This window comes from Streptomyces sp. NPDC006487, from assembly GCF_042870555.1.
Classification (GTDB): Bacteria; Actinomycetota; Actinomycetes; order Streptomycetales; family Streptomycetaceae; genus Streptomyces.
Genome location: NZ_JBIAHN010000014.1, coordinates 113,764 through 137,493, shown reverse-complemented (window position 1 = coordinate 137,493; position 23,730 = coordinate 113,764). Strand labels below are relative to the sequence as shown.

The window sequence follows — 23,730 nt, the reverse complement described above, 5'->3', positions numbered from 1 at the left end:
GTGCGTTCCGCCTGGCTGGTGGCCCCATGGCCGACCGCCCCGCCTGGGGCCTGGGTGGGTTGGCCCTGCGGGGCGGAGTCCCCGCTGCGACCCTTTGCCGCTGCGCGGGGCGAAGTCCCCGACCCGCCCTTCCACCGTTCCCAGGGCCCGGCCCTGACCCGGTCCTCAAACGCCGGACGGGCTGGGGAGGGGTACCGGGCTGCGCCCGGACCCCCTGGGGCTCCGCCCCAGACCCCGGTCCTCAAACGCCGGACGGCTGAAAGGGACCAGGCCCGGGCCTCGAACGCCGGGCGGCTGACAGGGCTCAGACCCCGGTCCTCGAACGCCGGACGGCTGAAAGGGACCAGGCCCCGGTCCTCGAGCGTCGGGCGGCTGGGTCTGCGGGACGGCTGAGAGTGGCCCGGGTATGCCTCCCCGTGCGTGTCCGCCGAATGGGGGGAAACGGGGAGGACTCGGGCGTGGTGCTGGACAAAGGGTCGAGGGTGCGTGGGAGGGTGCGGGCACAGGCCGGGGTGATTGTCGGGTTGTCCGGTAATCGTTTTGCCGGTCGTTCCGTTCTGTCGGGTGTTCTGTCGTCGGCGAGTAGGGGTTCTTCATGCGACTGCGCAAAGCCCTTGCCCTGGCAGCCGTCTTCGCGGCCACCGCCACCGCCGCCGCCGTCCCCACCGCGTCCGCGGACATCGGGACCGGCGGTGGAGCCCGTCCCGCGCCCGCGTTGCCCTCGCGGGTGGAGGCCGTCTGCGGTGACGGGAAGAGCACGCAGTTCCCGATCGGCGCCCGCATTCGCGGGGGACCGGCGGTGTACCGGACCGGCGGCGCGGCGCAGACCTGGTACCTCGACCTCACCAACACCACCACCGCCGAGTGCACGGCCATCCACCCCGTCGTCGTCTTCACCGACCCGGCCCACGCCCTGCGCCCCGCCCATTTCCGCATGGAGTTCGACGCCCCCGGCAACACCTTCCCCGTCAGTCTGGAGCGCACCGACCGGGACGAGATCGTCGCCGTCTTCGACGGCGGCGACGCCTTCTCCGGCTTCACCGTCGGCCCCGGCGGTTCCGTGACCGTCACCGTCCGGCTCGCCTTCGCCCCCGACGCCCCGCGCGGCGAAGCCGTCGCCGACGCCGCGCTGGTGCAGCGCAAGGGCGACGACGGCGACTGGATCGGCGAGGCGGGCGGCTACCGGTTCGAGGTCCAGGGCCCCGACGCGGAGACCGGCGAGGCCGGGGCGCTGGCCGAGACCGGCCGCACCGCGGGGGCCTTGGCGTACGGGGCCGGTGCCGCGGCCGCCCTGGTCGGCGGAGGCGGCCTGCTGCTCGGGGCCCGCCGGCTGCGCAAGGAGCCCGGCCCGCAGTCCACGTAGAGTCCGAGCGTGGAAGAACCGACCGCCTACGCGCACCACCACCAGCCCGGCCTGCCCGTCCGCTCCGGCATCCCCGAGCACGGCCGCATCCCCAAGTACTACGCCGTCAAGGCCCGCATCGCCGGGCTGCTCGACGAGCTCGGCGAGGGGGGACTACTCCCCACCGAGCGCGATCTCGCCGAGCAGTACGAGGTCTCCCGAGAGACCGTCCGCCAGGCCCTGCGCGAGCTGCTGCTGGAGGGTCGCCTGCGCCGCTCGGGCCGTGGCACCGTCGCCGCCGGGCCGAAGCTCGAACAGCCCCTGTCGCTCGCGAGCTACACCGAGGGCGTACGCCGCCAGGGGCGCACCCCGGGGCGGAGTCTGATCGGCCTGGAACGCTTCCCCTGCCCGGCCCCCGTGGCCCCCGGCATCGGCGCCGAGCCCGGGGAGCCGGTCTGGCACCTGGAGCGGGTGCTGCTCGCCGACGAGGAGCGGGTCGGACTGGAGAGCACGTACGTCCGGGTCGCCCGCGCGCCCCGCCTCGACATCGATTTCCAGCCGGACTCCTCCTTCTACGGATACCTCCGCGACAGCCTCGGCATCTCCTTCGGCGACGCCGACGAGAAGCTGGAAACGGTTCTCGCCACGCCCCGCGAAGCGCTGCTGATCGGCACTCCGCCCGCGCTCCCGATGCTGCTCATCCACCGGTTCTCCCGGGATCAGGACGGCAGGCCGCTGGAGCGGGTGCGTTCTCTCTACCGTGGTGACCGGTTCAGCTTCACGACCCACCTGCGGCCCGAATAGTCCCGCACGAAGCCCACCGTAAGGAATGAAATGGGGCGAACTCTTGTCACGGACTGGTAACGGGTCTAGTCCAAGCGTTGGAGGCTGTTCACCGGAGCGTCGCCCGGGGGATCCTCCCGGGTCACGGGCCGCCGTCACCTTGGAGCACGTGAGAGTCATAGTCGTCGGAGGCGGCGTGGTAGGCACCATGCACGCCTGGCAAGCAGTGGAACGCGGCCACGAGGTCGTCCAGATCGAGCGAGAAGCGGAGGCCCGCGGCGCGTCATTGCGCAATTTCGGCCAGATCTGGGTCAGTGGACGGGCCGGGGGCGAGGAGCTCGACACCGCCCTGCGGGCCCGCGAGCTCTGGGAGGCGATCGGTGAGCGGGTGCCCGGCCTGGGCTTCCGCGCCATCGGCTCCCTGACCCCGGTGCGCAACTCCCGCGAGCACGCCGTCGCCGAGGCCGCCGTGGCCCGCCACGACGCGGCCGCCCGCGGCTACAAGCTGGTCACCGCCGAGGAGGCCAGGGCGATCAACCCCGCCCTGCGCGGCGCGTTCGAGGCCGCCCTGTGGTGCGAGCGGGACGCGGCCGTGGAACCGCGCACCGCCCAACTCCACCTGCGCGAAGCCCTCAAGGCCTCCGGCCGCTACACCTTCCTCCCGGGACGGGAAGTGCGCGAGGTCGTCGGGAACGGAGCCGTCCGCGACGACCACGGCGACGTCCACCAGGGCGACACCGTCGTCCTGGCCACCGGCGCCTGGCTCTCCGGCCTGGTCCGCGAGCTGGTCCCCGACCTGCCCGTGCGCCGCGTCCGGCTGCAGATGATGCAGACCGCCCCGCTCGGCGAGACCCTGACGACCTCGGTCGCCGACGCCGACAGCTTCCGCTACTACCCCGCCTACAAGAGCGCGGCTCTCGACGAGCTCAACGCCGAGCAGGCCCAGGCCCCGATCGCCGCCGCGCACAAGATGCAGCTCCTGATGGTGCAGCGGCAGGACGGCGGACTGACCATCGGCGACACCCACGAGTACGAGCACCCCTTCGCGTTCGACACCCTCGAAGACCCCTACACGCACCTCACCGAGGTCGTCGAGTCGTTCCTGGGCCGCCCGCTGCCGCGGATCCGGCACCGCTGGGCGGGCGTGTACGCGCAGTGCACCGACACCACCCGCGTCGTCCACCGCCAGCAGGTGGCCGACGGCGTCTGGCTGGTGACCGGGCCCGGCGGCCGCGGCATGACCTGCTCGCCCGCCATAGCCGAAACCACCGCGAACGAACTGGGCTGGTAAGCACCATGACCGACAACCGCACCCCCCGCACCCCCCGCACCACGCGCGAACACGGCCTGATCGTCCTCGACATGGCCGGCACCACCGTCGCCGACGGCGGCCTCGTCGAACGCGCCTTCGAGCGGGCTGCCGAGCGCCTCGGCGTCGAGCCGGGCAGCGCCGACCACGCCGCCAAGCTCCAGTACGTCCGCGACACCATGGGCGAGTCGAAGATCTCCGTCTTCCGCCACCTCTTCGGCGCCGAGGACCTCGCCCGGCGCGCCAACTCCGCCTTCGAGGAGGCCTACGGGGAACTCGTCGACGGCGGCCTCATCGCCCCGGTCCCCGGCGCCCGCGAGGCCATCGAGAAGCTCCGCGCCGACGGCCGCACCGTGGCCCTCACCACCGGCTTCGCCCGCGTCACCCAGGACGCCATCCTCGACGCCCTCGGCTGGCAGGGCCTGGCCGACCTCACCCTGTGCCCCGCCGACGCGGGCGGCCGCGGCCGGCCCTACCCGGACATGGTGCTGGCCGCCTTCCTGCGCACCGGCGCCGCGGCCGACGTACGCGACACCGTGGTCGCCGGCGACACCTCCTACGACATGCTCAGCGGCGTCCGCTCCGGCGCCGGGATCGTGGCCGGCGTCCTCACCGGCGCCCACGACCGCGCGGCCCTCACCGAGCACGGCGCCACCCACGTCCTGGCCTCCATCGCCGAGCTGCCCGCACTCCTCGAGCACGCTGACCAGGAGCGGGAGCCCGGCGCGTGAGCGGCATCCGCTTCGACTCCGTCTCGGTCGCCTACGGCGGTACCACCGTCCTGGACTCCCTCGACCTGACCGTCGAGCCCGGCGAGGTCATGGCGCTGCTCGGCCCCTCCGGCTCCGGCAAGACCACGGCCCTGCGCGCGGTGGCCGGCTTCGTCCGGCCCGCCTCGGGCCGGATCCTGATCGGCGGCCGGGACGTCACCGCGCTCCCGCCGCACAAGCGCGGCATCGGCATGGTCGTCCAGCAGTACGCGCTCTTCCCGCACATGCGCGTCGCGGACAACGTCGCCTTCGGCCTGCGCGCGCAGAAGGCGCCCAAGGCGGAGATCCCCGGCCGCGTCGCCGAGGCCCTGGAGATGACCGGGATGGCGGCCTACGCCAAGCGCTACCCCCGTGAGCTCTCCGGCGGACAGCAGCAGCGCGTGGCCATCGCCCGCGCCCTCGCCATCCGCCCCGGCGTCCTTCTCCTGGACGAGCCGCTGTCCGCGCTCGACGCGCAGCTGCGCTCCGGGATGCTCGCCGAACTGGCCCGGCTGCACCGCGAACTCCCCGACGTGTCCATCCTCTACGTCACCCACGACCAGGTCGAGGCGCTGACCCTGGCCGACCGGATCGCCGTCATGGACCAGGCCCGCCTGCAGGACTGCGGCACCCCGCAGGACCTGTACCGGGCCCCGCGCACCGAGTTCACCGCCTCCTTCGTCGGCAACGCCAACCTGCTGCCCGTCACCGTCGCCGACGGCGGCGCGCTCTTCGCCGGGCATCCCCTCACCCTCGACCCCGGCCGCGCCGCCGTCGGCGCCGGCGCCACCCTGTGCGTCCGCCCGCACCTGCTCGGCCTCGGCGCCGGCCCCAACGCGCTGAGCGGGACCATCACCGAGGTGCAGTGGCGCGGTTCGACCCACCGGCTCTACGTGGACATCGAGGGCCACCGGGTCAAGGCGGACCTGCCCGAACTGCGCGAGACCCCGGCGCTGGGCGACCAGGTCACCCTGCACTTCGAGCCGCGCGACGCGGTGCTGCTGGCCGCAGGGGTCTCCGATGGCTGAGGCCACGGACCGGCGCGCCCCCGCGCCCGCGCCGACCCCCGCGCCCGCACCGACCCCCGCGCCCAATCCGACCCCCGCGCCCAAGCCGACCCCCGCACCCGGCTCGGCGGCGGCCGGCCCCGAGCCCGCGGTCATACCCCACCAGTCCGTACGAAGCCCTGCCCCGGGCACGCCCGAAAGCGCGGCCGAAGCCCCCGACGGCTTCGCGGGGAAGGCCGCACGTGCGCCCCGTAGCGTTCCCGGCTGGCTGTGGGCCGTGCCTCCCGTCGCCGTGCTCGCGGCGATCTTCCTCTACCCCCTCGCGCTGGTCGTCCAGCAGTCCCTGTCCCCCGAGAACGGGGGCGGCACCTTCGACGCCTACGCCTCCGTCTTCGCCTCGCACTCCTTCCGCGAAGCCCTCGGCACCACGGTCTGGCTCGCCGTCGGCGCCACCGCCGGCTGCCTGGTCCTCGGCTTCGCGCTCGCGCTGGTCATCGCCTTCGTCCCGTTCCCCGGGGCGCGCGCCGTGGCCAAGTTCATCGACGTCTTCCTCTCCTTCCCCTCCTTCCTCATCACCCTCGCCCTCCTCTTCGTCTACGGCACGGTCGGCATGGCCAACGGCCTGTGGACCGACGCCTTCGGCACCCGGGAGGGGCCCTTCCACTTCCTGACCACCCCCTGGGGCGTCCTCCTCGCGGAGATCACCTACTTCACGCCCTTCGTGATGCGCCCGCTACTCGCCGCCTTCTCCCAACTGGACACCGCCCAGCTGGAGGTGGCCTCCTCGCTCGGCGCGAAGCCCGGCCGCATCATCCGCCGGGTGATCCTGCCCGAGGCCCTCCCGGCCCTCGCCGCCGGCGGCAGCCTCGTCCTGGTCATGTGCCTCAACGAGTTCGGGATCGTCCTGTTCACCGGAGCCAAGGACGTCACCACGCTCCCGATGCTCATCTACGGCAAGGCGATCCTCGAATCCGACTACGCCGCCGCCTGCGTGGTCGCCGTCGTCAACATCGTGATCTCCGTCGGCCTGTTCGGCCTCTACCGGGTGGTGAGCAAGCGTGCTGGTGCATAGCAAGAGCGGCCGCTGGGCCGCCTGGAGCCTCTTCGGCCTCCTCTTCCTGCCCCTCTTCGCCCTGCCCCTGCTCGTCGTGGTGGCCGCCTCCTTCTCGACGCACTGGTCCGGGGCCTTCCCCTCCGGCCCCACCACCGAGAACTACGCCGCCGCCGTCCGCGGCGAATCCCTCCAGGCGCTGACCACCTCGCTGCTCACCGCCCTGGCCGCCAGCCTGATCGCGCTCACCGTCGGCACCTGGGCGGCGCTCGCCGCGGCGGGGCTGCGGGGGCGCGGAAAGAGCTCGCTGGACGCGCTGTTCATGCTCCCGGTCGCCGTGCCGTCCGTGGTGGTCGGCCTCGCCGTGCTCGTCGCCTTCAGCAAGCCGCCGCTGCTCCTCAACGGCACCAGCTCGATCGTGATCCTGGCGCACACGATTCTTGTCACGGCGTTCGCCCACCAGTCGGTTTCGGCTGCCATCGTGCGTCTCGACCCCGCGTACGAGCAGGCGGCGGCCTCCCTGGGCGCCCGTCCCGCGTACGTGCTGTGGCGGGTCAAGCTCCCCCTTCTGCTGCCGTCGCTCACCGCGGCCGCCGGGCTCTGCTTCGCCCTGTCCATGGGCGAGCTGAGCGCCACGATGATGCTCTACCCGCCGGACTGGATGCCCCTCCCGGTCCGGATCTTCACCGCCACCGACCGCGGCTCGCTCTTCAGCGGATCCGCCGTCGCCGTGGTCCTCATGGCCACCACCCTGCTGGTCCTGCTGGCCGTCTCCCGCGTCCGCACCAGGGCCGCGTACCGCTAACCCCCACGACAACCCCCCCGCCGGCCCCCGCCGCACCCCGCTGATTCCCCTGCTGACTCCCTTTCCCCGTAAGGAAGTTCCATGCCCAGCAACAGACGCCTCCGCATCACCGCCGCCGTCACCGGCAGCCTCGCCCTCGCCGCCGGCCTCACCGCCTGCGGTGGCTCCTCCTCCGCCACCGACTCCAAGGGCGGCGGCGAGAAGGTCGTCACCGTCTACAGCGCCGACGGCCTCAAGAGCGACAAGGGCGACGGCTGGTACGACCAGGTCTTCGCCGACTTCACGAAGAAGACCGGCATCGAGGTCAAGTACGTCGAGGGCGGCTCGGGGGAGATGGTGCAGCGCGCCGTCCGCGAGAAGACCAACACGCAGGCCGACGTACTGATCACGCTGCCCCCGTTCATCCAGCAGGCAGACGGCAAGGGCCTCCTCCAGGCCTACGCGCCGCAAGGCGCCGACAAGGTCAACGGGGCCAACAAGTCCTCCGACGGCAAGTGGACCTCGGTCGTCAACAACTACTTCGGCTTCATCTACAACAAGAAGGAGCTGGCGGCGGCCCCCAAGACCTGGGAAGAGCTCCTGGACCCCACGTACAAGGGCAAGCTCCAGTACTCCACCCCCGGCGTCGCGGGCGACGGCACCGCCGTGCTCATCAAGGCGATGCACGACTTCGGCGGCAAGGAGCCGGCGAACGCGTACCTGAAGAAGCTCCAGGCCAACAACGTCGGCCCGTCCTCCTCCACCAGCAAGCTGGCGCCGAAGACGGACAAGGGCGAGCTGCTCGTCGCCAACGGCGACGTCCAGATGAACTTCGCGCAGTCCAAGTCCATGCCGAACCTCGGCATCTGGTTCCCCGCCAAGGACGGCGGCAAGCCCACCACCTTCTCCCTCCCGTACGCGGCCGGCCTCGTCGCCAAGGCCCCGCACACCGAGAACGGCAAGAAGCTCCTCGATTACCTGCTCAGTGAGGACGCCCAGAAGCTGGTCAGCGGCGTCGGCGGCGGCTTCCCGGCCCGCACGGACGTCAAGCCCACCGACGCCAACGCCGTCGAACTCACCAAGCTCATGACCGGAGTCGAGATCTTCGAGCCGGACTGGGCCGACATCGACAAGAACCTCACCGGCTACGTCGACGCGTGGAAGTCGGCCACCGGAAGCTGACCGGTCGCCTCCCGGTCACCCGAGACCGGAGTAGTGACGCATGGATAACGGGTCTGGACCGAGTCTCGCCTTCGGTCCGGTCCCGCCGTACGCTCGCTCGCGCTGACGCACGACCGCCGTACGACCGCACGCCCCGTACGTCCCCTGCGCCTTCCCCACGATTACTCCCGGAGGAGTACGTGTCCACTGTCCTGTCCGGACGGACCCTCGCCGTGGCCGCCACCGCCACGGTCCTGCTCGCCACCGGCCTCGGTGCCCACGCCGCGACCGCCGCGCCCGCCGACGAAGCTGCCCCCGCCGCGAACAAGGTGCTCGTCATCGGCATCGACGGCGCGGTCCTGGACCGCGTCAAGGCCGCCAACGCCCCGCACCTGAACGGCTTGATGGCCCAGGGCCTGACCGCCCGCAGCACCCTGTACGCGAACCCGATGGCCGCCACCTCCTCGGGCCCCGGCTGGTCCACCATCGCCACCGGCGTCTGGCCCGACAAGCACGGCGTGAAGGACAACTCCTTCACCGGCAAGAACTACACGGCCTACCCCGACTTCCTGACCCGCATCGAGAACGCCAACCCGGCGCTCAACACGTACGCGGCCGCCGACTGGGAGCCCATCACCTCCACCGACCAGAACGGCCCGATCTTCTCGGCCAAGGTCGACAAGCGCCTCTCCCTCAAGGGCGACCGCGACGGCTACCGCAACGAGGACCCGAAGATCGCCGCGGCCGCCGCCGCCGAGCTGCAGGGCCAGAACCCTGACGCCGCCTTCGTCTACCTCGGCGAGATCGACGCGGCCGGCCACTCCTACGGCGCCGCCAGCCAGCAGTACCTGGACACCATCGCCCGCGTCGACGTCCTGGTCGGCCAGCTCCTCACCGCCGTCCAGAACCGCCCGACCTACGCCCAGGAGAACTGGAAGGTCCTGGTCACCACCGACCACGGCCACACCAACTCCGGCGGCCACGGCGGCTCCACCATCCAGGAGCGCGGCACCTTCGTCCTGGCCAAGGGCGCCGGCATCCCGGCCGGTTCGGTACGCGACGACGTGAAGCTCGTCGACGTCGCGGCGACCGCGCTCGCCCAGGTCGGGGTCACCCCCGGCTCCGCGATCGACGGCATCCCGCTGGGCGCACCGGACGACGGCGACGCCTTCGACACCCTGCGCCCCAACCTCCAGGCGCGCGCGGACGAGACGGGCATCCCGGCCGGCACCAAGGGCTTCACGCACACCCCGCCCGCCGGCTGGTCCGTCGACAACTCCAAGATGGGCACGGGCGGCGTCACCGAGTGGGCCGGATGGGCCTTCGCGACCGACGAGTTCTGGAGCCAGGCGCAGCGCGACCAGTGGCGCGAGCTGAACGTCCGCTCCCGTGACGTGTTCGCCGTCGCCGACTCCGACGAGTGGGACGACAAGAGCCACACCGGCTCCTACGACTCCACGCTCATCACCCCCAAGTGGGCGGTCACGGGCGGCACCACGCGCAACCTGAGCTTCCAGACCCACTACCACCACGAGGCCGGCCAGACCGCCCAGGTCCTGGTCTCCTACAACGGCGCCGCGGCATCGGTCGTCAAGAGCTACACCGCCGACGCCGTCGCCCGCTCCGAGTCCATCGCGCTCCAGGTCCCGGCAGGCGCCACCGACGTCCAGGTCCGCTTCCGCTACGCCGGCAGCAACAACTGGTACTGGACCGTGGACAACGTCAAGCTCGGCTGACGGAACCTTTCGGCGGATACGGGACCTTCGACGGGGCCCATCGCGGGCCCACCGCGGGCCCACCGCGGGTCCCGTCGACGGGCCTTCGCGGCCGCCCGCTCCGCCGTGCGGTCCGGGCCGTGGACGCCCCACGCGTCCGCGGTCCGGCCCGGATAAGGTGGTAGAGACCAGAGGTCACAGACGTCACAGACGTCAGACGCCACCGAGAGCGGAGAACAGTCCAGTGGCAGAGCGCAAGCCGATCGAATCCTGGCTCACCGACATGGACGGGGTCCTCGTCCACGAGGGCATCCCGATCCCCGGCGCCGACGCCTTCATCAACCGGCTGCGCGAGTCCGGCAAGCCCTTCCTCGTGCTGACCAACAACTCCATCTACACCCCGCGCGACCTCCAGGCCCGCCTGAGCCGGATGGGGCTGGAAGTCCCGGTGGAGAACATCTGGACCTCGGCCCTGGCCACCGCGAAGTTCCTCGACGACCAGCGTCCGGGCGGCACCGCGTACGTGATCGGCGAGGCCGGTCTGACCACCGCCCTGCACGACATCGGCTACGTCCTGACCGACCACGAGCCGGACTACGTGGTCCTGGGCGAGACCCGGACGTACAGCTTCGAGGCCATGACGAAGGCGGTCCGCCTGATCAACGCGGGCGCCCGCTTCATCTGCACCAACCCGGACGAGACCGGCCCGTCCGCCGAGGGCCCGCTGCCCGCCACGGGCGCGGTCGCCGCGCTGATCACCAAGGCGACCGGCAAGAAGCCGTACTTCGCGGGCAAGCCCAACCCGCTGATGATGCGCACCGGACTGAACGCCATCGGCGCGCACTCCCACAGCAGCGCGATGATCGGCGACCGGATGGACACGGACATCCTCGCCGGTCTGGAGGCGGGCATGCAGACCTTCCTCGTGCTGACCGGTCTGACGTCGGTCGAGGACACCGAGAAGTTCCCGTACCGCCCGACCCACACGTTCGACTCCATCGCCGATCTGGTCGATCTGGTTTAGCGCGTACGGCTGACACGTACGGGCCAAGAGGGCGCCGCTCCGGATGCGGAGCGGCGCGCCGCGCGTGAATCTCCTTGTTGAGGAGGTTCACCATGCGCAGTGATTTGTTCGCTCTCCGTGTCACCGGGGTGGCCGTCGCCCTGACGGCCCTGTCCGCCGTGACCGCCCCCTTCGCCTTCGCGGAGGAGGACTGGAACCGCGACCGCGGCAGCGTCTCGGCAGACCCCAATCCGGCGGAACCGGGGGCGCAGGTCAAACTGCGCGTCCGCGGCTGTGACGAGGACTGGGCCGTCGCCTCGTCCGTGGTCTTCGTCTCCGAGGTCCGCCTCTCCACCGGCCGAGACGACCGCCGCACGCTGTGGGGCGACGCGATGATCCGCTCCTGGGCCGAGCCCGGCCGCCACGACATCAAGATCAAGTGCGGCGGCCGCGGCGGCGAACGCGAATGGGGCACGATCGAGATCGAGCGCCGCCGCGAGCACCGCCCCGACCCCCACCACACACCCGTCTGGCCGGTCCACGCGGGCGGCGGCGGCATGTCCGAGGAGATCGCCGCGAAGTCGAAGGCGGCGGGCTCGGCCGAGGCCGCCAAGGCCGCCGACTCCGCGCAGCTCGCCGCGGCGACGAAGAAGAGCCACGACGGCGACGGCCCGGGCCTGCCGCACACGGTGATCGGCGCCGTGCTCGCCGCCGCCGCCACCCTCGCGGTCGCCGGCCGGGCGCTGACCCTGCGCCGCCGCCGCAGCGGCGAGTGACCGGGTGATCGGGTGAGTGGGGAGGCGAGGAACTCCGGCGGCTCCCGGCTGCTGACCTTCGCCGCCTGGTCGGTGCTGGTCCTCGGTCTGTGGCTGTGGGGCCGCGAGATCACCGGGGTGGCGATACCCCTGCCCGGCCAGGCCGGCGGACCGGCCGCCCCGGGCATGCCCGCCGCGCACACCCCGCTGGGGCCGGCCGCGCCCGCGCGCGTCGACGTACCGTCCCTCGGCGTCCAGGCCCCGGTGATGGTCAGGGACCTCGACGCGAAGGGGGCGATCGAACCGCCCCCGTACGAGAACCCGGGCACGGTCGGCTGGTGGCGCGGCGGCGCCCAGCCCGGCACGGCCGGGACGGCGCTGCTGGTCGGGCACGTGGACACGAAGTCGAAGCCGGCGGTGTTCTACGGCCTGAGCTCGGCGAAGACGGGCGACAAGGTGCGCGTGCTGCGGGCCGACGGCTCGGTGGCGGAGTTCACGATCGAGGACGTGCGGGTCCACGAGCGCGCGGACTTCGATCCCGCCAAGGTCTACGGCCCCAAGGTCCGGGGCAGGGCCGAACTGCGGCTGGTGACCTGCGGCGGCACCTACGACAAGGCGGCCAAGGAGTACTCGGCGAACGTGGTGGTGTCGGCGTACCTGACGGGCGTCGGAGTCCGCCCGGGAACGGCGGTCTGAAGCGACCGCCTGGTGCGACCGCCCCGGAGACACGAAGAAGCCCCTCACAGTTTTCACTGTGAGGGGCTTCTTCGTGTCTGTGCGCCGCCAGGGACTCGAACCCCGGACCCGCTGATTAAGAGTCAGCTGCTCTAACCAACTGAGCTAGCGGCGCTTGGTGACAGGGAAAACTCTACCCCACCGCTGCGGGTGCTCGTGACAAGCCGCGCCCGTTCTGTCCGATTAACCCATGTTTAGGGGTTTTGTCGTGCACGATATGTCTGGGCCAAGCCGGATCTGATGCCCCGCCAGATGCGGTCCCGGCCGACCAGTGACGAGCAGGGGAGTGGACGGAACCGCATGACGATGCAGCCTCCGACGCATGTGTACGAAGCGACGCCCATGGCGGTGCCGGTGGCCGAGGCGATGCCGCCGATGCCACTGCCCTCCTTCGAGGAGTACGAACCCGCCGGCGACTGCCCGTGCCAAGGCTGTGCCCGGCGCCGTCGCACGCTCGCGCGCGCCCGGGCCATACCGCTACGCGACGGCGGACACCCGGCCGCGCGCGGGGCCCGCCGGGTGCTGGTCCTGGCCACCGCCGCGGGAGTGGTCCTCGGCGGCGGGGGAGCGTCCGTGGCCGCGGCCGCGCCGGGCCCCGGCGGCCGGGTGGCGCTGGACGACCCCGGCTCCCCGCAGGGCGGCCGGGCCCCGCTGCACGGGCCGAAGGGCAAGAAGGGCACGCCCGCGAAGCCGGCCGGGCTGCCGGGAGCGCCCTCCGCGGTGAAGCGGACCGACCGGGCGACGATCATCAACCGGGCGAAGCTGTGGCTGGACGCGAAGGTCCCGTACAGCATGGAGGAGTACTGGTCGGACGGGTACCGGCAGGACTGCTCCGGCTTCGTCTCGATGGTCTGGAACCTCGGCACGAACGAATGGACCGGCAGCCTCGACAAGTTCGCGACGCGGATCACGAAGGAGGAGCTGCTCCCCGGAGACATGCTGCTCTTCCACAACCCGGCCGACCCCAACAAGGGCTCGCACGTGGTGATCTTCGGCGGCTGGGTGGACGAGACGCGCACGCACTACGTCGCCTACGAGCAGACGCGGCCCACGACGCGGAAGCTGGCCACGCCGTACGGCTACTGGAACAACTCGGTGAAGTACATCCCGTACCGGTTCAACGGGCTGGCGGGCGGGGTCGTTCCGGAGCTGCCGGCCACGGGCGAGCCGCCCGCGCCGGGCGGCACGCCGGCCGTCTCGGCCACCTTCCCCGGTGCGTCGAAGTTCGGGCCGGGCGCGGACAACGCGTACGTCGCCCAGCTCGGCCGGATGCTGTCCGACCGGGGCGGGACGCGCTTCTACCCGAAGGGCGTCAGTACGAAGTGGTCCGACGCCGACCGGCTGGCGACCGAGGCCTTCCAGCGCGCGCAGGGCTGGACGGGCGCGGACGCCGACGGCCTCCCGGGAGCCACCACCTGGCGGCTGCTCGCCAGGCACCAGGGCAAGGACATCCCGCCGCTCACGGGCGGCGCACCGGGTCCGGCGGGCAAACCCGCCTACCCCGGGGCGTCCTTCTTCCGGCCCGGGACGTCCCACCCGTCCATCACCGCCCTTGGCCGCCAGCTGGTGAAGAAGGGCTTCGGCAAGTACTACACGGCCGGACCCGGCCCCCGCTGGGGCGAGGCCGACCGCCGCAACGTCGAGGCGTTCCAGCGAGCCCAGGGCTGGCGCGGCGCCGAGGCCAACGGCTACCCGGGCCCGGAAACCTGGCGCCGGCTGTTCGCATGACGGAGGCAACGATGTACCCCACGCGCACCACATCGACCACAGGCACCTTCGAGATCCCCCCGCACCCCACCCCCCGAGCGACGCCCCCGTCCCCGTCCACCCCGACTCCGGCCGAAGCGGAACACCCCGGGTCCCCCCAGCCCGGGTCCCCCCAGCCCGAGGCCCCCCAGCCCGAGGCCGCACTGGGCGCGACCGCACTGGGCGTGGCCGCACTCGGCTCCGCCGCACCGGCCGGAACCACCCCGGGTGGAACCACGCCGGGCGAAGCCGCGCCGGCGGTTGCCTCGCCCCGGTGGGCCGTTCAGGCCGAGGCCGCACCGACCGAGGCCGGTGGGGCAGCGGCCGGGTCCGGCACCGAGTCGGGCTCGACCGTGCCGACCGCAGCCGCGCCCGCCGCACCCGCACCGGCCGCCGCACGGTGGGCACCGGCCGAGCCCGGCGCCGAGCGGAGCGCACCGCTGTCGGGTGAGCCCGACCGGGGCGCGCCCGTTCCGGCTGACGCCGGGTGGGCGGCGGCCGAGGCGCGCGCCGAGGGGAGCGCACTCGTGTCGGCCGCGCCCGACGTGGCCGCGTCCGTGCCCGTTCCTTCGGGGCGGGCCGAGGTCTCCGCCGCCATGGGCTCCGATGCGGTGGCGGCCGCGCCGTCCGTGCCCGCGGCGGCGGTGACCGAGTGGGCCGCGTCCACCGGTTGGGCACTGGCGGGCGAGCCGTCCGGGTCGGTACGCGGCGAGGCCGCCTCCCGGCCGGCTCCGGCCGGGGTCGAGCGGGACACGGAGGGGCTGGTCGCCGTGGGTACGGCGGCGCAGGTGACGGCCGTCGCCCCGCACGGGCCCGCCGGACGGGCGGGGGAAGGCGCGCGCAGCGACGTACCGGCGGCTCGGGCCCAGACCGAGCCGGGGCTGGACATCCCGCACCCCCAGGACGAGGCGGCCCACGCCGGTGCGGCCACGCTCCGGCTGCGGAGCCCCGACTCCGAAACCGCCCGGCCCCACCCGCAGGACGGGGCCGAGGCCTGGCCCCCGACCGCCGTGCTCGCACCGGGCGCGCCCCTCGCCGTCGCGGAGCACGCTCCGCGGCACGCGGGTCCGCCCGCCGCCTGGGACCTGCCCGGACAGGGCGGCTCGTCCGCCGAGCACGGCCGCGGCGCGCAGCACGCGGTCCCGGGCCCCGCTCCGGAGGCCGGGTCCGCGGATCCGTACCCCGCACCGGACCTGCCCGGGGCTCCGGGCGGAGCCGGTGACACGGACGGCGAGGCCGTCAAGGCCGAGGCCGTCGAGGCCGCGACCGGCGGCGGACTCGTCCCGGGGCCCGGGGCGGCCGAGGTGGTCGAGGTCGTCGCGCGGGCCGTGGCGCGGATCGCCGAGGACGACACGCAGGACCTGCCCCTGGTGACTGCGGTGCGCGGAGTCGCGGTGACCGAGGTGCCGGTGCACCTTCCGTTCCGCGGCGCCGTCCAGCCGCAGCAACCGGACCCGCAGCAACCGGACCCCCAGCCGGACCCCCAGCAGAAGCAGAAGCACCCGCAGCCGAAGGCCCAGCCCGCCGTCACGCCCCGGTCCGCCCCCGGACGCCGCGTCCCCCGCGGCGACGACCGGCTCCACGAGCACCACGGCCCGGTGCTGCCCGGCTGGATCGCGGTGGCCGTCGGCGGGGTCGCGCTCGCCGGCTGCGCGGTCGTGCTCTGGCGGGCCGGGGCCGTCCCCGATTCCCTCGCTCTCGCGTTCGGGGTGGAGCCCCGCCCCTACCGGGGACTGCAGGCACGCTTCTGGCCGCCGCTCGCCTTCCTCGGGGTCGTCGCGCTCCTCGCCCTCGGCGGGCTGGGCCGCGGCCGGGCCGGCCATGCCTGGGTGCTCACCCTCTTCGGCCGCTACCGCGGCACGGTCCGCCGTACCGGCCTCACCTGGATCAGCCCGCTGCTGCTGCGCCGCCGGGTCGACGTCCGGCTGCGGCACTGGCGCAGCGACCCGATGCCCGCCGTGGACTCCGGCGGGCTCGCCCTCCAGGTCGTCGTCCAGGTGGTCTGGCAGGTCAAGGACACGGCCCGGGCGACCCTGGCCGTGGAGGACCACGTCGACTACCTCGCCGAGCAGGTCGAGTCGGCCATGGCCCGGGTCCTGTCCCAGCTCCCGGCCGACGCCTTCCACGAGGCCGCCCCGACCCTGCGCGACGCCGAGGCGGTCGGCGACGCGCTGACCCGGATGCTGGCCGCGGAGACCGAGGCGGTCGGCGTGGAGGTGTTCTCCGCGCAGCCGACGCGGATCGAGTACGCCCCCGAGGTCGCGGACGCCATGCGCCGGCGCCGGGTCGCGGCGATCGACGCCAAGCACCGGGACACCGTCCTGACTTCGGTGGTCGACGCGGTGGACGACACCGTCCACCGCCTGACCTCGCGCGGGATCGTGGAGCTCGACGACTACGAGCGCAAGGCCCTCGTGAAGGACCTGACCGTCGCCTTCTACACGGGCCGCGCCGAGTAGCCCTCGCCGGCCGGCGCCGGAAGCGGGAGAGAGCGGGTGGAATCCGGGTGGTCCGGACCACCCGTTCTTCCATTGGTCTGGACATGGCCAACTCCCGTCAATACTGTGGAACTTGGTCTAGACCTAAACCCAGAGCTCGTGAACGGGCCGTGCCGCCGAAACCGGTACGGCCCATCCCCACGCGTGCGCACGCTCTCTCCGGACATCCCCCCACGTTCAAGGAGCATCAGCCTCATGCGTTCCTTCCGCATGCCCAGAACCAAGCGGGCCGCCGCCACGGCCACCGCCACCACCGTCGGCCTCGGCGTCGTCGCCGCCCTCGCGCTCGTCACGGCCCCCACGGCCAGCAGCCACGGGTACACCGACACCCCGATCAGCCGCCAGAAGCTCTGTGCCAACAAGACCGTCTCCGACTGCGGCCCCATCCAGTGGGAGCCCCAGAGCGTCGAGGGCCTCAAGGGGTTCCCGGCCGCGGGTCCCGCCGACGGCCGCATATGTGCGGGCAACCACACGGAGTTCGCCCAGCTCGACGACCCGCGCGGCGGCGCCTGGCCGGCCACCCAGGTGACCAGCGGGCAGAGCTACAGCTTCCGCTGGCAGTTCACCGCGAACCACTCCACCACCGACTTCCGGTACTACGTCACCAAGAACGGCTGGGACTCCACCAAGCCCCTCACCCGTGCCGCCCTTGACCCGCAGCCCTTCCTCACGGTCGCCTACAACGGCGCCCGCCCCGCCATGACCACCGTCCACCAGGGCACCATGCCGAGCGGCAAGACCGGCCGGCACATGATCCTCGCCGTGTGGACCGTCAACGACACCCCGATGGCCTTCTACTCCTGCTCCGACGTCCGGTTCTGACCGCCCGTGACCATGGGCTCCCCGCCCGGCGTTCATTTCTGACGGAACGTCAGCTATCCTCCGGCGGCATGCGGACGACGACACCCGAAACCGTCGCGGAGCTCATCGCGAGCCAATGGGGCGACCACCGGCCCGGTCTGAAGTACGCCGACGGCGTCCTCAGTCACCACCGGACCGCCCGGGAGGCCGCGGCCCGCGCCGCGCTCCTCGTCGACCTCCTGCCGCCGGGGGCGGAGCCGCACATCGGGGTGCTGCTCGACAACACCCCCGAGTTCCCGTTCTGGCTCGGCGCGGCGGCCCTCGCCGGGGCCGCCGTCGCCGGGATCAACCCCACCCGGCGCGGTCCCGAGCTGGCCCGCGACATCCTGCACACCGACTGCCGGATCCTGGTGACCGAGCGGACCCACCTGCCGCTCCTGCGCGGCCTCGACCTTCCCGGCGTACGCCTCCTGGTGACGGACACCGAGGAGTACGAGGCCCTGCTCGCCCCGTACGCCGGCGCGAAGCCCGGCGACGCGACGCTCGGCCCCGGCCCGACCCCGTCCTCCCGGCTGCTCCTCTACTTCACCTCAGGCTCCACCGGCGCCCCCAAAGCGGCCATCTGCACCCAGGGCCGCCTGGCCGGCGCCGGCGCCTCTCTCGCACGTCACTTTTCAGTCACCCCGGACGACGTCCACTACATCTGCATGCCCCTCTTCCACGGCAACGCGGTGATCGCCGACTGGCTCCCCGCCCTCGCCGGCGGGGCCGCCGTGGCCCTGCGCCGCCGCTTCTCGGCCTCCGCGTTCCTGGACGACGTACGGGCCTACGAGGCGACGTACTTCACCTACGTAGGCCGGGCGGTGCAGTACCTCCTCGCCACCCCGCCCCGCCCCGACGACCGCGAACACACCCTGCGCCTCGGCTTCGGCACCGAGGCGGGCGCGGTCGACGCGGCGCGCTTCGCCGAGCGCTTCGGGGTCCGCCTCGTCGAGGGCTACGGGGCCACCGAAGGCGGCGCCTCCGTCCAGCGCACCCCCGACACCCCGCCGGGCGCCCTGGGCCGGGCGGGCGCGGGCGACGACCTGGCCGTCATCGACCCGGAGACGGGCCGGGAGTGCCCACCGGCCGTGCTCGACCCGCGGGGCCGCCTCCTCAACGGCTCCGAGGCCATAGGCGAGCTGGTCAACAAGGGCCGCAGCCTCTTCGAGGGCTACTGGCGCAACCCCGACGCGGAGGCCGCCCGGACCCGCGACGGCTGGTACTGGACCGGGGACCTCTTCTTCCGCGACCCCGACGGCTTCCTCTACTTCGCCGGCCGCACCGACGACCGGCTGCGCGTCGACAGCGAGAACCTGGCCGCGGCGGTGATCGAGAACATCCTCGCCCGCTGGACCCGGGCGGCCGCCGTGGCGGTCTACGCCGTACCGGACGAGGTGGCGGGCGACCAGGTCATGGCCGCCGTGGCCCTGCGCGAGGGGGCCGTCTTCTCCCCGCAGGGGTTCGCGGCCTTCCTCGCCGCCCAGCCCGACCTCGGCACGAAGATGGCCCCGCGCTACGTGCGCATCGTCGCCGCCATGCCGACCACCGCCACCAACAAGGTCCACCGGGTCTCCCTGCGCGGCGAGGCCTTCCACACCACCGACCCGGTCTGGTGGCGGCCGCCGGGCGAGGACGCGTACCGGCGACTGGAGGCGGAGGACCTGACCGGGCTGCTGGCCGCCTACGAGGCCCAGGGGCGGGCCGATCTGCTGAGCCGCTGACCGGGTCGCCGAGGGCGGCTCCGGAAGCGGTTTTGAGCACTCCGGAGGAGCAGGTAGTATTTTCTCTGTCAGCAGGCGCCGCTAGCTCAGTTGGTTAGAGCAGCTGACTCTTAATCAGCGGGTCCGGGGTTCGAGTCCCTGGCGGCGCACCTGTCCTTCGGGCGGTTTCCGGTTCACCGGGAACCGCCCGAAGTGTTTTCCGGGCCGGTTCGGCCCGGTCCGGCCCCTGCCGTGCGGGGCCCGGACCGCGCTCAGAGGGTGAGCGAGAGCAGCAGCGGCGCGGCCTTGCGGTTCAGCACGTCGGCCGCGGCCCGCAGCCGGTGGGCGTGTTCCACGGGCAGGGACAGGGCGAGGCAGCCCACCGAGGCTCCCGCCGTGATCGGGACGGCCGCGCAGACCGTGCCGACGGCGTACTCCTGCAGGTCGAGCGTGGGCACCGTGGCCGGCTGGCTGTCCAGCTTCGAGAAGAGGATCCGCTCGTTCACGATGGTCTTCGACGTCAGCCGGGCGATCTTGTGCCGGGACAGGTGGTCGCGCCGTCCGTCCAGGTCGAGCTGGGTCAGCAGGCACTTGCCGACCGCGCTGGCGTGCGCCGCCGAGCGGAAGTCGACCCACTCGTGGACCTTGGGGGTGCGCGGGCTGTCCGCGAACTGCGTGATCCGGACCTCGCCGTCCACGTACCGGCTGATGTAGACCGCGGCGCCGACGGAGTCCCGCAGCCGGTCCAGGGTGTCCTGGAGCTTGTCCTGCAACGCCTGCTGGCGGTCGACGCCGGAGCCCAGGAGGACGAGGGAGTCCCCGATGGCGTAGGCGCCGTCGGACACCTGCAGTACGTACCCCTCCCGGCGCAGCATGAGGAGCATGGGGGCGAGGTGGACCGCGGGCAGGCCGGTCTCACGCGCGATCTGCACATCGGTCACACCGCCGGTATGGCGGGCGACCGTTTCGAGTACGCGCAGGGCGTACTGCACCGAGTGGAACGGCGCGGTCGGCTCGGGCTTCAGCGCCACGGTTTTCCCCCTAGCAGGTTGTTACCGCTTGCTCTCACACGATAGCCATCAAGAGGCCCGTGTGGAGCGCCTGTTGATGAGATTGATGGCTCAATTACGCCGCTCTGCCTGGATCTACTCCTCTGGCATATGCCAAGGTCATGGGTGGTGTCCGAGAGTGCCGGGAATGCCCGGACCGGCCGCGCGGTTCGGGTTCTTCGTAGGGACGAGGACGGACGGGCGAGCGGAGCGGGAGAGACGATGAGTGACACCGGAGGCGCGGGGGACGCTGGACGACGGGGAGCCGATCGCCCGGGCGACGGATCGGGCGAGATACCGGCCAACGGACCGGCCGACGGACCGGTCGGGGGAGAGATCCGCGGGACGGCCCTCGGGCGGGCGCCCGTGCCGCTCTCGGTGCTCGATCTCGTCACCGTCGGCGCCGGCAGCACCGCCCACGCCTCCCTGCGCACCAGCGTCGACATCGCCCGGCTCGCCGAGTCCCGCGGCTACCACCGCCACTGGGTCGCCGAACACCACTCGATGCCCGGCGTCGCCAGCTCCTCCCCGGCCGTGATCCTGGCCCACCTCGCGGCCCACACCTCCCGGATCCGGCTCGGCTCCGGCGGGGTCATGCTGCCCAACCACGCCCCGCTCGCCATCGCCGAGCAGTTCGGCACCCTGGAGGCCCTGGCCCCGGGCCGGATCGACCTCGGTCTCGGCCGCGCACCCGGCACCGACGGGCACACCGCCGCCGCCCTGCGCGGGCCCGGGCGCCGTGACGAGGCCGTGGACGAGTTCCCCCGGCAGCTCGCGGAGCTGATCCGCTTCCTCGACGACGACTTCCCCGACGGACACCCGTACGCCCGCGTGCACGCCGTGCCGGGCCCCGTACAGGGCCCCGCCGCGCGGCCGCCGGTGTGGCTGCTCGGCTCCTCCGGCTTCAGCGCCCGCCTCGCCGGCGGACTCGGGCTGCCCTTCGCCTACGCGCACCACTTCTCCCCGGCCGGGACCCTGCCCGCCCTCGACCTCTACCGGCAGTCCTTCCGCCCCTCGGCCGTCCTGGACGCCCCGTACGCCGTCATCGGAGTCGCGGCCCTCGCCGCCGACACGGCCGCGGAGGCCCGCGCGCAGGTGCTGACCGGCGCGCTGTCGATGCTCCGGCTGCGCAGCGGGCGCCCCGGGCTGGTCCCGACGCCCGAGGAAGCGGCCGCGTACCCGTACACGCCGATGGAGCGGGAGTTCGTGGACGACCGCCTCGCGAGCGTGGTCCACGGCACCCCCGACGAGGTCACCGCGGGCCTGGACGACCTCGCGAAGCTGACGGGCGCGGACGAGCTGATGCTGACCGCCAACGCCCACTCCGGGGAGGCCCGGCTGCGCTCGTACGCCCTCGTCGCCGACGCGTACGGCATGCCGGCCCTCGGAGCCTGACCTGGCCGCCCCGCGGGCCCCGTCACGGACCGGAGATCCCACCCGCCCGGAAGGGTTTACGGATGCGCACCGGCCCGGACGGGCTCGCATGAGATGACATCCGGAGTTTGGCTGGTTTGTTGCTGAAACCTTGCCGGAGGGTGAATGAAGGCAGCCTTAAATCGCTCGTCACCATGGGTGGCGAGCGATTTTTGGTGTGGTCCCACGTCGCTGACGTGGGGTTCTGGGTCGCGAGTGGTCTAGTCCTTCTTTGGTCCAAACCATTGACTCGGGACCGGCGTGATCGCTATCACTATCCCCACCTGAAGTCTTGCCTTCCCCTCCCACTTCCCCGGAGGCAGTTCATGCACATCCGTAAATCCCTCATCGCGGCCGCCGCCACGGCCGCGCTGGCCGGCGGCACGCTGGCCGCCTTCGCGGGACTCACCACCGCCTCGGCCGCCGAGGCCGGGACCACCGCTTCGGCCGGCAACGTCAAGATCGCTTACTACGACCAGTGGTCGGTGTACGGGAACGCCTTCTATCCCAAGCACCTCGACACCCGTGGCATAGCGAGCAAGCTGGACGTCATCAACTACTCGTTCGGCAACATCCACCCCACCAACCTCACCTGTTTCGAGGCGAACAAGGCGGCGGGCGACGACAACAACCCCAACGCCGGTGACGGTGCGGGCGACTCGTACGCCGACTACCAGAAGTCCTTCAGTGCGGCCGACAGCGTCAGCGGCGTCGCCGACAAGTGGGACCAGCCGATCGTCGGCGTGTTCAACCAGTTCAAGCAGCTCAAGGCGAAGTACCCGAACCTGAAGATCAACATCTCGCTCGGTGGCTGGACCTACTCGAAGTACTTCAGCGACGCGGCCAAGACCGACGCTTCCCGCAAGAAGCTCGTCTCCTCCTGCATCGACCAGTACATCAAGGGCAACCTGCCCGTCGAGGGCGGCTACGGCGGCGCGGGCAGCGCGGCCGGCATCTTCGACGGCATCGACATCGACTGGGAGTACCCGGGCTCGTCGGGCGGCCACCTCGGCAACCACTACGCCCCCGAGGACAAGCAGAACTTCACGCTCCTGCTCAAGGAGTTCCGCAGCCAGCTCGACGCCTACGGCACGGCCAACGGCGGCAAGAAGTACCTGCTGACCTCCGCCCTCCCGGCCGGCCAGGACAAGATCAAGTACATCGAGACGGACAAGATCGGCGCGTACCTCGACTACGCGAACATCATGACGTACGACATGCACGGCGCCTGGGACTCGGACGGTCCGACGTACCACCAGTCCCCGCTGCTGCCCTCGTCGGCCGACCCGACCGACGCGATCGCCCCGGGCACCGAGAAGTACAGCATCAAGAACGCCATCGACTCCTGGATCGACGGCAACGCGGCCTACGGCATCACCGGCGGCTTCCCCGCCAACAAGCTGGTCCTGGGCTACGAGTTCTACTACCGCGGCTGGAAGGGCGTGCAGCCCGGCACCACCAACGGTCTCGCCCAGCCCGCCACCCTGGCCTCCGCCGCCCGTCCGACCAGCCAGCAGGCCGGCATCGCGCTCTACAAGGAGCTCGGCGGCATCGTCGACAACCCGGCGACCACCTTCTGGGACGACCAGGCCAAGGCCTCGTACTTCTACAAGGACGGCGAGTTCTTCACCGGCCTCAACCAGAAGTCCATCCAGGCCCGTGTCGACTACGGCAAGCAGCGCGGCCTGGCCGGCGCGATGATGTACTCCCTGCTCGGCCTGGACGCCAACGCGACCCTGCTGAACCAGATCTCGGACTCCCTCGGCGGCACCACCCAGCCGCCGACCACCCCGCCGACCACGCCTCCCACCACCCCGCCCACGACGCCGCCGACGACCCCGCCGACCACGCCTCCGACGACGCCGCCCAGCACGGGCTGCACCGCCGCGGCCTACGTCCCGGGCAACATCTACACCGGTGGCACCGAGGTGTCGTACAACGGCCGCAAGTACAAGGCCCAGTGGTGGACGCAGAACGAGGTGCCCGGCACCACCGGTGAATGGGGTGTCTGGAAGGACCTCGGCGCCTGCTGATCCCCCCACCCCGCGCCGAGCGACCGGCAGCCCCCGCACTCCCCTCCCAGGGTG

General features: G+C 72.5%; 19 protein-coding genes and 2 tRNA genes. 19 read left to right on the top strand and 2 right to left on the bottom strand.

The window, feature by feature from the left end:
- The first annotated feature begins 595 nt into the window (after window positions 1-595).
- From ACFYM0_RS25240 to ACFYM0_RS25185, 12 genes are all read left to right on the top strand, one after another.
- A complete protein-coding gene (locus ACFYM0_RS25240; protein ID WP_388505155.1) occupies window positions 596-1,363 on the top strand; it encodes a hypothetical protein in 768 nt (255 codons plus the stop codon).
- Window positions 1,364-1,372: 9 nt separating this feature from the next.
- The gene (locus ACFYM0_RS25235) at window positions 1,373-2,146 is read left to right on the top strand and encodes a GntR family transcriptional regulator (protein ID WP_388505153.1); all 774 of its coding nucleotides are present in this window, start codon (window positions 1,373-1,375) and stop codon (window positions 2,144-2,146) included.
- 148 nt (window positions 2,147-2,294) lie between these two features.
- A complete protein-coding gene (locus ACFYM0_RS25230; protein ID WP_388505151.1) occupies window positions 2,295-3,416 on the top strand; it encodes a TIGR03364 family FAD-dependent oxidoreductase in 1,122 nt (373 codons plus the stop codon).
- A 5-nt stretch (window positions 3,417-3,421) separates the two neighbouring features.
- A complete protein-coding gene (locus ACFYM0_RS25225; protein WP_388505148.1) occupies window positions 3,422-4,165 on the top strand; it encodes a phosphonatase-like hydrolase in 744 nt (247 codons plus the stop codon).
- Window positions 4,162-5,211, top strand: a complete 1,050-nt coding sequence (locus ACFYM0_RS25220; protein WP_327252914.1) for an ABC transporter ATP-binding protein — start codon at window positions 4,162-4,164, stop codon at window positions 5,209-5,211. Before ACFYM0_RS25225 ends, ACFYM0_RS25220 begins: the two co-directional genes overlap by 4 nt.
- Complete coding sequence (locus ACFYM0_RS25215) at window positions 5,204-6,262, top strand: 2-aminoethylphosphonate ABC transporter permease subunit (protein WP_388505146.1); 1,059 nt, start codon at window positions 5,204-5,206, stop codon at window positions 6,260-6,262. Before ACFYM0_RS25220 ends, ACFYM0_RS25215 begins: the two co-directional genes overlap by 8 nt.
- On the top strand, window positions 6,249-7,046 hold the full coding sequence (locus ACFYM0_RS25210) for an ABC transporter permease (protein WP_388505143.1): 798 nt from the start codon (window positions 6,249-6,251) through the stop codon (window positions 7,044-7,046). Before ACFYM0_RS25215 ends, ACFYM0_RS25210 begins: the two co-directional genes overlap by 14 nt.
- Before the next feature lie 81 nt (window positions 7,047-7,127).
- Entirely contained in the window at window positions 7,128-8,207 is a 1,080-nt protein-coding gene (locus tag ACFYM0_RS25205; RefSeq protein WP_388505140.1) for a 2-aminoethylphosphonate ABC transporter substrate-binding protein, read from the top strand.
- Between the two features lie 179 nt (window positions 8,208-8,386).
- Entirely contained in the window at window positions 8,387-9,922 is a 1,536-nt protein-coding gene (locus tag ACFYM0_RS25200; protein ID WP_388505138.1) for an alkaline phosphatase family protein, read from the top strand.
- 223 nt (window positions 9,923-10,145) lie between these two features.
- Window positions 10,146-10,925 carry an HAD-IIA family hydrolase gene (locus ACFYM0_RS25195; protein WP_250741188.1) on the top strand — a complete coding sequence of 260 codons (780 nt, stop codon included), beginning with the start codon at window positions 10,146-10,148 and terminating at the stop codon, window positions 10,923-10,925.
- 92 nt (window positions 10,926-11,017) lie between these two features.
- Window positions 11,018-11,680, top strand: a complete 663-nt coding sequence (locus ACFYM0_RS25190; RefSeq protein ID WP_388505136.1) for a hypothetical protein — start codon at window positions 11,018-11,020, stop codon at window positions 11,678-11,680.
- A gap of 12 nt (window positions 11,681-11,692) precedes the next feature.
- Window positions 11,693-12,355, top strand: coding sequence for a class F sortase (locus tag ACFYM0_RS25185; protein ID WP_388505134.1), 663 nt, complete (start codon window positions 11,693-11,695; stop codon window positions 12,353-12,355).
- Window positions 12,356-12,435: 80 nt separating this feature from the next.
- Here the strand turns inward: ACFYM0_RS25185 and ACFYM0_RS25180 are convergent.
- A tRNA-Lys gene (locus tag ACFYM0_RS25180) sits at window positions 12,436-12,509 on the bottom strand.
- 260 nt (window positions 12,510-12,769) lie between these two features.
- Here ACFYM0_RS25180 and ACFYM0_RS25175 point away from each other — a divergent pair.
- The 5 genes from ACFYM0_RS25175 (at window position 12,770) to ACFYM0_RS25155 (ending at window position 19,351) form a co-directional block, all read left to right on the top strand.
- The gene (locus ACFYM0_RS25175) at window positions 12,770-14,122 is read left to right on the top strand and encodes a peptidoglycan-binding protein (RefSeq protein ID WP_388505428.1); all 1,353 of its coding nucleotides are present in this window, start codon (window positions 12,770-12,772) and stop codon (window positions 14,120-14,122) included.
- Window positions 14,119-16,599 carry an SPFH domain-containing protein gene (locus tag ACFYM0_RS25170; RefSeq protein ID WP_388505132.1) on the top strand — a complete coding sequence of 827 codons (2,481 nt, stop codon included), beginning with the start codon at window positions 14,119-14,121 and terminating at the stop codon, window positions 16,597-16,599. The genes ACFYM0_RS25175 and ACFYM0_RS25170 overlap by 4 nt, the downstream gene beginning before the upstream one ends.
- A 234-nt stretch (window positions 16,600-16,833) precedes the next feature.
- A complete protein-coding gene (locus ACFYM0_RS25165) occupies window positions 16,834-17,460 on the top strand; it encodes a lytic polysaccharide monooxygenase (protein WP_388505130.1) in 627 nt (208 codons plus the stop codon).
- Window positions 17,461-17,528: 68 nt separating this feature from the next.
- Complete coding sequence (locus tag ACFYM0_RS25160) at window positions 17,529-19,202, top strand: AMP-binding protein (RefSeq protein ID WP_388505127.1); 1,674 nt, start codon at window positions 17,529-17,531, stop codon at window positions 19,200-19,202.
- A gap of 75 nt (window positions 19,203-19,277) precedes the next feature.
- Window positions 19,278-19,351: transfer RNA gene (locus tag ACFYM0_RS25155), tRNA-Lys, on the top strand.
- A gap of 102 nt (window positions 19,352-19,453) precedes the next feature.
- Here ACFYM0_RS25155 and ACFYM0_RS25150 read toward each other — a convergent pair.
- Entirely contained in the window at window positions 19,454-20,212 is a 759-nt protein-coding gene (locus ACFYM0_RS25150; protein WP_243337173.1) for an IclR family transcriptional regulator, read from the bottom strand.
- Window positions 20,213-20,452: 240 nt separating this feature from the next.
- On the opposite strand from ACFYM0_RS25150, the gene ACFYM0_RS25145 reads away from it, so the two are divergent.
- Both ACFYM0_RS25145 and ACFYM0_RS25140 read left to right on the top strand, forming a co-directional pair.
- Complete coding sequence (locus tag ACFYM0_RS25145; RefSeq protein ID WP_388505124.1) at window positions 20,453-21,625, top strand: LLM class flavin-dependent oxidoreductase; 1,173 nt, start codon at window positions 20,453-20,455, stop codon at window positions 21,623-21,625.
- A gap of 344 nt (window positions 21,626-21,969) precedes the next feature.
- Entirely contained in the window at window positions 21,970-23,676 is a 1,707-nt protein-coding gene (locus ACFYM0_RS25140) for a glycosyl hydrolase family 18 protein (RefSeq protein WP_388505121.1), read from the top strand.
- Window positions 23,677-23,730: the final 54 nt, after the last annotated feature.

Bases quoted from the DNA above. Each gene is read 5' to 3' on its own strand.
- ACFYM0_RS25240 (WP_388505155.1), top strand. From the start codon at position 596: ATGCGACTGCGCAAAGCCCTTGCCCTGGCAGCCGTCTTCGCGGCCACC.
- ACFYM0_RS25225 (WP_388505148.1), top strand. From the start codon at position 3,422: ATGACCGACAACCGCACCCCCCGCACCCCCCGCACCACGCGCGAACAC.
- ACFYM0_RS25215 (WP_388505146.1), top strand. From the start codon at position 5,204: ATGGCTGAGGCCACGGACCGGCGCGCCCCCGCGCCCGCGCCGACCCCC.
- ACFYM0_RS25205 (WP_388505140.1), top strand. From the start codon at position 7,128: ATGCCCAGCAACAGACGCCTCCGCATCACCGCCGCCGTCACCGGCAGC.
- ACFYM0_RS25190 (WP_388505136.1), top strand. From the start codon at position 11,018: ATGCGCAGTGATTTGTTCGCTCTCCGTGTCACCGGGGTGGCCGTCGCC.
- ACFYM0_RS25175 (WP_388505428.1), top strand. From the start codon at position 12,770: ATGCCACTGCCCTCCTTCGAGGAGTACGAACCCGCCGGCGACTGCCCG.
- ACFYM0_RS25170 (WP_388505132.1), top strand. From the start codon at position 14,119: ATGACGGAGGCAACGATGTACCCCACGCGCACCACATCGACCACAGGC.
- ACFYM0_RS25165 (WP_388505130.1), top strand. From the start codon at position 16,834: ATGCGTTCCTTCCGCATGCCCAGAACCAAGCGGGCCGCCGCCACGGCC.
- ACFYM0_RS25160 (WP_388505127.1), top strand. From the start codon at position 17,529: ATGCGGACGACGACACCCGAAACCGTCGCGGAGCTCATCGCGAGCCAA.
- ACFYM0_RS25145 (WP_388505124.1), top strand. From the start codon at position 20,453: ATGAGTGACACCGGAGGCGCGGGGGACGCTGGACGACGGGGAGCCGAT.
- ACFYM0_RS25140 (WP_388505121.1), top strand. From the start codon at position 21,970: ATGCACATCCGTAAATCCCTCATCGCGGCCGCCGCCACGGCCGCGCTG.